The sequence below is a fragment of the Sphingobacterium phlebotomi genome (assembly GCF_008180195.1).
Lineage (GTDB): Bacteria > Bacteroidota > Bacteroidia > Sphingobacteriales > Sphingobacteriaceae > Sphingobacterium > Sphingobacterium phlebotomi.
In genome coordinates this window covers 1-6,049 of sequence record NZ_VTAV01000033.1, presented here as the reverse complement: position 1 = coordinate 6,049, position 6,049 = coordinate 1, and the positions used below count along the sequence as shown (strand labels likewise).

Below are 6,049 nucleotides of genomic sequence, written 5' to 3'. Positions count from 1 at the left end.
GCGGAGAGCATTCGGATTACGGCTGTGAGGCAAGGTTTGGAGGAAGGACTTCAGAAAGGACTTCAAAAAGGACTTCAGAAAGGTCTCCAAAAAGGTCGATTAGAAGAACGAGCCAAAGCTAAGGCTGAAAAACTTAAATCTGCGTTGAATTTAAAAAAGAGAGGCCTTCCAATAAAAGATATAGCCGAAGATTTAGCGCTCACCGTTGAGGAGATTGAAAAACTGAAATAGTTTTTTATCCATAAATAATATACAGCACAGGCGCTTTCTGATAAAGGAAGTGCCTGTTTTAATTTACGATCTAGATTATAGCACATAGCCAACAGTTTTTTGCAGATTTAATGTATCTGAGAGATTTTCAATCAGTTTTGAAACTATAATGGCTTCTGGAATGGAATCTTGAATATAAGGAGCCCAATAGTTTTTGAACCAATAACTCTTCCTGTCTGTATGTTCAACGATGTAGGTTATTCCATCAGCCCCTTGCTTCCAGTTCGCTATGTATTTATCCGATGGCAACTCTAAAATTTGAGATATCTGAATGATGTTATAGATGTCTTCAGCTTGTTTTGGTGACAGGATTATTTTATTGGATAATATCTCGGTTTTATCTCTGTTTGCTTTTCTAGTATGGTAAACGTAATTTGTTATAATCCCGTTATATTTTGTGCTGTCTTTTGAAATTTCAATCACTTGTCCGTGATTTCTAAATCTAAAATTAAATTCATCGTGAGATTTTTCAAAATCCTTTAATTCTAAAGCTTTTTGTAGTTCAATATTTCTATTATATAGAAATGCAGTATCTCCTTTTATTTCTTTCGTTTGTGAGAACGTCGTTTGAAACAACAGTAAAAGTAGGGCTGCGATAATGTGCAGTTTATTCATGACTATAATTGCTTTTTATTCTCATACGTAAAAAATACTCAAGGTTTTGAATAGCTTTATAGCGAACAACCTAGTTCTTTCGGTAATGGATTCCAATGGAAATTCCCAATCCTACTAGTGTCATCCATACTATAGAAATATTCTCTCTTCCTTTCAAAATGGGGATGATATTCCACGATGTCTCATGGATATAGGTGGCTATAGGAAAACATATTAGCGATAACACCGTGATGATCAATAGGCTCGACCAAAAATGCTGGAAAGGTAAAATAATATTGGTAAGCAGCGCAAATAGGATTGCACCAAACGCACAGCCAACGTAGAACATAATAAATCCATCCATTTTTGCCGATAGCGTAAATGTCCCAAAGAAAGTGACGAAGAACAGTATGATCGATAGCGATAAATGCAGCAGAATCCCGAGCCATTTCTTGCGTATAGATATCAGATCATAATTAGTGAGTGATACATTTAATGCCATCAATGTTGGGATAATGAAAAATGACCAGTCCCATTTGATCAGGTAAATGAATAGGAGGCCCGATAGAGCGCAACATAATGTGGTGAATGTTATTCTCTTTACATCCATAACCTATACATTTTCCGTCACGCTACTCTTCATTATTCCTAAGATGAATAACCTTTTGACTACCTGATTTTCCCTCCAAAGACAATCCTACCACTATTCCTAATATCAAAGTAGGAATAAAACCAAAGAAGAATATCCAAAACAGCGGTTTAAAATAATAATCTGTTATATTCTCGGAAAACGAATAATCGAAGTTTGTATTAGAAGCAGGCAGGCCCTCTTGGATAAAGCCGACCGTTGAGCCGGCAACAGTGCCAATGAGTAATATGAAAAATGCTGAAAAAATTCCATGTATAATACGAATTCTCTTGCTCTGGGAAAGTAAATTTCCTATATAATAGCCTGTAACATAGAATGCGCCGATTCCGACCGATAAATTAATGAAGAAATCCGCTACGAAATCTATTACCTCAGACAAGCTAAAACCTACGAATACATAGAATGTCAAAAATGCCACAACCAGATTTATGCTGATGGCTAAAAATAAATATTTAGTTTCTCTGGTCATGTATCCCATCAATCCATAGTACCATTAGCATAAGATTCCGTGTTAATTTCTTGCATGTATACCCTTCGAAACGAAAAAAGCTAATAGAACCTACTTTTTTGTGCTTTTGGACGGTTTTAACGAGGGAGTATTTCCCGGAGTACTTTTGTTATCCCTTTGACGTCGATCTGGCTTACCTGTTGATGTAGCAATTCTTTTTGGACCTGGTTTTAATCCCATAATTTAACTCCTTTCTATTAGTTGTTCTTAAGTGTCTCAAATTTAGTAATATATAATAAGCTTTGCAATATCGCAACTCTCGAAAAGATGAATTTAGATTTTCTTGCACTTTTATATTTCTTTACGGATCAAGATTCAATTTGCTATGCGATTTGTACCGAAAGAATGGTATATTTACCATATACCAAACATCGGACTGATGCAAGATCATAAACTCGCAGTTTTAATTGATGCCGATAATGTTCCTTATGCGAATGTAAAGGAAATGTTGGAAGAGATATCGAAAAATGGAACCCCTACAGTAAAGCGTATCTATGGGGATTGGACTAAACCAACTGTTTCCGGTTGGAAAAATGTTTTACTCGAAAATGCGATTACACCGGTGCAACAATATAGCTATACCACAGGTAAGAATTCTTCTGACAGTGCATTGATTATCGATGCTATGGATATTCTGTATTCAGAAAAAGTCACGGGTTTTTGTATTGTTTCAAGCGATAGTGATTTTACCCGATTAGCAACGAGGCTTCGGGAGGCTGGTATGCTGGTCATTGGTATAGGAGAGAAGAAGACCCCTCAACCGTTTATAGCTTCTTGTAACAAGTTCATCTATCTGGAGATATTGAAGCCTGTTGAAAAAGAGGAAACAACTAAAATACCTGTTAAATCGGTGACTAAACAAAAGCAAAAACCTGCTCAAAAAGCAATCGATAAGGTGGATAGACGGACGATCAAAATGATTGTCGATAGCGTTGATGACCTGGCAGATGAAACAGGTTGGACTTTCTTGGGATCCTTAGGCAGCTTCATTTCGAAAAAGAAACCGGAATTCGACCCTCGTAACTACGGATTTAATAAACTGTACGACTTGGTTAAATACATCGATAGGTTTGAAATAGACGAAAGAGATTCAGGTGGGTATAAGAATGTGAAGCATATTTATTTGCGATTGAAATAGGTTTAGATAATTATATCTCAGCGCTTTGATGTTTTTTGTAACTTGCTTAAAATAAAGCGATCATATTAACGGCAAGCAGCTACCTGCAACTACTGGGTGGATATAGAGATCTAATTTGTTTTCATTTCAGTTGATTTTAAAATTTAACCCCGCTTCTTCCAACGCTTTTTTAAATGCGGGTAAAGAAGCCTTTCCGATGCCATGTAACGCAAGAATCTCTTTTTCGGTATGTTCCGCCAACTTCTCAATGGTATCAATGCCGTAATAAAGCAAAGCATTTCTTGCAGGATTGCTCAATAAGGTAAGAAAACCTGAAGCCGGTTCCTTTAGCTTTTCACAAATGGGGCAGGTTGGGCAATCGCTGCTTTTGTAATATTGGTGTCCTTGTTTGCAGGTGCGTAATGTTTTGGGTGTTGCCATCTTATTTCTGTATTCATCGAGAGGAATTTCTTTTAAAGGATTTCCTCCGTCGATAAATAGTTTTCCCGATTTCTTTAGGGATTTAGTAATTTTCTGCAGTGCCGGCTTTTCAATTTCAGGACGTCTCCCGTCCAAAGCTCCATCCGATGACATTGATATGGCGTTAAAAATTCAATATACAGAAACCTTTGAGTACACGTTCAAGGTTATAGTCAATGGACTCACCGTTGAACAGGTCGAAAAACTTAAATAGTTTTTTAACAGTATTATATAAGCAGGCACTTTCTGAAAGGAAGTGCCTGTTTTAATTTACACCCTACCTACTGGATCAATTCCTGTATCGGAAATAATTCTTATTATTGTTGTATATTACACCGTTATAATCTATTAAAACTAACTTGAACTTTTGAGAATGAAGAAGATAGTCCTTTTAATTTATACCATTTTTAACTTAACATTGCTGTTTTCTCAAGAGAAGACTATTATCGAATTACAAAAAATTGACAGTTATGGTCCTCATGGAATTACCTCATTCGGCATCAGTGAAAAACGAGATAGTGAACGAAGAGATTTATATCCCGCTGTCAAAAATATTCCCGAAAACTGGAACGATGTTCGAGAATATTATTATGAATTAAATCCAAAGCAGTTAATCTACCAATCAGCACATCTATTGGATACTATGAGCTCAAGTCTAGCCAAACTGCTTGAAACGGAGGGTATTGACTTAAAAGACTCGGTGAATTATACTGAAGAACCTCTGGCTTGCGGGATTAATGTCGTGATGGGGAGAGATAGTATGGGAATGCATTATATAATTGATAGAAATCAGAATAACGATTTTGGCGATGATGTGGTGAGGCCTGTTGTTGGAAGAACTACTTCATCCTCGGTACCAAATAATCCAGACTATGTTTTTTATCAATACTGCTACGACGGCAAAGTTCATAACGACACCTTAATTATTTCCGTATCGGAGATTAATAACAACGTCTTTTTTTCTTTCCCGCAATTTTATCTATCAACTTTAAAATACAAAAACAATACATATTATTTCTGTAAGAATATCCGCAATAGAGGTGTTTTCGTTATGCCTGCTATACCTTATTTTTCGGCGTTACCTCCAGAGAAGAGAGTTTTAGAAGGACAATATTTTAATTTGGGTGAGGATACGTTCAAACTATCCCGCATTTTATATGACGGGAAATTTATAGAGATTGAAGGCGCTGATATTTTGACTGATACCATCAAGACTGTAAAAGAGAATCGAAATGTTCATCAATCTTCCGATCAAGCAGGGTTTTTAGCTCCTGCAGTATCCGGGCGAGATGTATTAAACGGAGATATGTGGACATTGGATAGTGTGGATAAGGACAAACTGATTTTCATTTACTTTTGGAGTACGACATGTGGCCCGTGTTTACAAGATTTACCAAATCTAACACGCATTGCGAACAACTATAAGGATAAGGTAGAATTTGTAGGAATCTGCGATGTAAGAACCGATCTCAACGCGGTGTTGAATAAGCATAATATAAATTGGACGATGATTAAACTTCAAGATGCTGAAACGGATGTAAACAAATATAATATATACAAATATCCATCATCATATTTGCTAAACAACGAGCGGGTCATTCAGCGGGTAGATATGAGATCAGCGCAGTTAGAAGTGTTTATAATAGAGAATATACTTTAAATATTGGTTAGTAGGCGAAAATGAAAACAAATACTAAAACTATTCACATTTCAACGAAAGAAAAAAATGCGCTGGTATTACGAATAATACTTATATGGTTCTTCATGTATTTTCCATTTATAAACTTTGTTGAGGATTACCTTTTGCTTTCAAAACCGATTGGAGTGTCATTTTTTATTTTGTTACTGATTATTACATATGCAATCGTATCGTTATTTCTGCTTATTGCGAGATTGTTTTCTAGCTGGGTAATTAAAATTTTGCCCGAAGGAGTTAGGGTAAAGTTTTTTTGGGGAACACATTTCTTTCGCTATCTTGATATTAAGAGTGTAACTCTGTCCTATCTGAACGCGAGACATCGAGCGTTGCAATTTACCCTATCAAAACGAGCGGATTTATCAGAAATCGTTAAGCCGATAAGAAAGCTGTATATTAAGAAAGACGGAAACGGGAATCCCTATATACTGCTAGGTTTGACTGGCCTTGATGTAGATGCCGAATCTTTGATGAATTTAATAGTTTCTTCGTTACATGATAGTGAGTCATCGACTAACAATAGTGTCTGAAAAAATCGATCCGTCCAATTAGCAATTTGATTCACCAACAGAAAATGCAGATGACGTCAAGGTTTGCTATTGTACAAATAAACCAACCCTTTCTTTTTTGCTAAAAATATTAGTTTTTATCGGATTTAGTGCTTATCTTTGGATTTGAACCCAATTGTAAGTATTATGAAGAAGAATAGAAATTTTCTGGGAAAATATGTAGACA

Annotated in this window: 6 protein-coding genes and 1 pseudogene; 3 read left to right on the top strand and 4 right to left on the bottom strand. The window is 36.0% G+C overall.

The window, feature by feature from the left end; all coding sequences use genetic code 11:
• Nucleotides 1-231: pseudogene (locus tag FXV77_RS22245) on the top strand (hypothetical protein); the annotation flags it as partial.
• A 75-nt stretch (nt 232-306) separates the two neighbouring features.
• Here the strand turns inward: FXV77_RS22245 and FXV77_RS21730 are convergent.
• From FXV77_RS21730 to FXV77_RS21720, 3 genes are all read right to left on the bottom strand, one after another.
• Entirely contained in the window at nt 307-885 is a 579-nt protein-coding gene (locus FXV77_RS21730) for a hypothetical protein (RefSeq protein ID WP_148921348.1), read from the bottom strand.
• Between the two features lie 70 nt (nt 886-955).
• On the bottom strand, nt 956-1,474 hold the full coding sequence (locus FXV77_RS21725; protein WP_148921347.1) for a hypothetical protein: 519 nt from the start codon (nt 1,472-1,474) through the stop codon (nt 956-958).
• Between the two features lie 22 nt (nt 1,475-1,496).
• Nucleotides 1,497-1,982, bottom strand: coding sequence for a hypothetical protein (locus tag FXV77_RS21720; protein ID WP_148921346.1), 486 nt, complete (start codon nt 1,980-1,982; stop codon nt 1,497-1,499).
• Between the two features lie 364 nt (nt 1,983-2,346).
• On the opposite strand from FXV77_RS21720, the gene FXV77_RS21715 reads away from it, so the two are divergent.
• Nucleotides 2,347-3,159, top strand: a complete 813-nt coding sequence (locus tag FXV77_RS21715) for an NYN domain-containing protein (protein ID WP_246162557.1) — start codon at nt 2,347-2,349, stop codon at nt 3,157-3,159.
• A 126-nt stretch (nt 3,160-3,285) separates the two neighbouring features.
• Here the strand turns inward: FXV77_RS21715 and FXV77_RS21710 are convergent, their stop codons facing one another.
• On the bottom strand, nt 3,286-3,732 hold the full coding sequence (locus FXV77_RS21710; RefSeq protein WP_246162556.1) for an RNA polymerase alpha subunit C-terminal domain-containing protein: 447 nt from the start codon (nt 3,730-3,732) through the stop codon (nt 3,286-3,288).
• A gap of 259 nt (nt 3,733-3,991) precedes the next feature.
• Here FXV77_RS21710 and FXV77_RS21705 point away from each other — a divergent pair, with 259 nt between their 5' ends.
• Nucleotides 3,992-5,278 carry a TlpA family protein disulfide reductase gene (locus tag FXV77_RS21705; RefSeq protein WP_148921345.1) on the top strand — a complete coding sequence of 429 codons (1,287 nt, stop codon included), beginning with the start codon at nt 3,992-3,994 and terminating at the stop codon, nt 5,276-5,278.
• Nucleotides 5,279-6,049 lie beyond the last annotated feature (771 nt).